The organism is Microbacterium sp. BF1 (genome assembly GCF_019279095.1).
In the GTDB taxonomy this organism is placed as follows: domain Bacteria; phylum Actinomycetota; class Actinomycetes; order Actinomycetales; family Microbacteriaceae; genus Microbacterium; species Microbacterium maritypicum.
Genome location: NZ_JAGYWT010000618.1, coordinates 1 through 1317, shown reverse-complemented (window position 1 = coordinate 1317; position 1317 = coordinate 1). Strand labels below are relative to the sequence as shown.

At 70.3% G+C, this 1317-nt stretch carries 3 protein-coding genes; all 3 read right to left on the bottom strand.

Annotated features, from left to right (window positions below):
• The coding region (locus KZA10_RS15485) for a DUF255 domain-containing protein (protein ID WP_218683329.1) at positions 1 to 395 on the bottom strand (395 nt) is incomplete at its 3' end.
• A gap of 33 nt (positions 396 to 428) precedes the next feature.
• Positions 429 to 998, bottom strand: coding sequence for an FMN reductase (gene msuE, locus KZA10_RS15480; RefSeq protein ID WP_141385915.1), 570 nt, complete (start codon positions 996 to 998; stop codon positions 429 to 431).
• 90 nt (positions 999 to 1088) lie between these two features.
• Positions 1089 to 1317, bottom strand: a 229-nt coding sequence (locus KZA10_RS15475; protein ID WP_218683328.1) for an aldo/keto reductase, incomplete at its 5' end; no start/stop codon positions are given.

Genomic DNA, 1317 nt, shown 5'->3' with positions numbered 1-1317 from the left:
GGCATCGAGGGGCGCGCCTGCGGCGGCCAGTAGGTGCCGGCGTAGAAGGTGCGCCCGCGCGGGGTGGCGAAGACCGTGAGTGGCCAGCCGAGACTCTGCGTGAAGGCCGAGGCTGCGGCCATGTAGGCGCCGTCGACCTGCGGATGCTCCTCGCGGTCGACCTTCACCGCCACGAATCCGTCGTTGATGAGCGCGGCGGTGGCGGGGTCGGCGAACGACTCCCGCGCCATCACGTGGCACCAGTGGCAGGTCGAGTAGCCGATCGAGATGAGCAGCGGCACGTCGCGCCGCTGCGCCTCGGCGAACGCCTCCTCACCCCACGGATACCAGTCGACGGGGTTGTCGGCGTGCGCTCGGAGGTACGGGCTGAGGGTGTCGGCGAGCCGGTTGGTCATGCCTTCACGCTACGCCCGCGGGGCGCGGCGGGGTCAGCCGACGAGCAGCTCGACCGGACGCGACGCCGCGTAGCCCACCAACGGCAGAGCGCGCTCCGCCGCCAGGGCGATGCGGGCTTCGAGCACCTCCGAGACGATCTCGTAGCCGTCGAAGTCCGTGTTGCTGGCGTAGACGCCGACCGGAAGGGTGAGCGCCTGGAAGAACGCGAACAGCGGACGCAGCTGGTGCTCGATGATCAGCGCATGCTTCTCGCCGCCGCCGGTCGCCGCCAGCAGCACGGGCGTGCCCACAAGGTCGTACTGGCCGACGAAGTCGAAGAGGTGCTTGAAGAGCCCGGTGAACGAGGCGCGGTAGACGGGGCTGCCCACGATCAGCAGATCGGCGGACTCGATCGCCTGCAGCTGCGCCTCGACCTCCGGCGACAATTGATCGCGCTGGAGCGCGCCGGCCAGTCCCGGACCGATCCGCGTCAGCTCGATGAGCTGCGCCTCGACCTCAGCGCGCTCGGCGACGGCGGCCGTGATCGCGCGGACGAGGGCGGTCGTCTTGCTGGGCTCGTGCAGGGATCCCGACACGGCGACGACACGGAACGGAGCTGTCATGCCTCGACGGTACTCACGACGACGCCCTGTGTCGCGTGGTGCGACACAGGGCGTCATGTGAGCTCGAAGGCTCGGTCTCACCGCAGCGGGTCAGTTGACCTCGTCCGGGTGGGAGCCGACGCGGCCGGAGCCGTCGAGCGGGTCGAGCGCGTCGATCGCCGCGATCTCGGCATCGGTCAGTTCGAAGCCGAAGACATCGAGGTTCTCGCGCAGGCGCTCGGCGCGCACCGACTTCGGGAACACGATGATGTCCTTCTGCAGGTGCCAGCGCAGCACAGCCTGGGCGGGCGTGACCCCGTGGGCCGCCGCGGCATCCGCC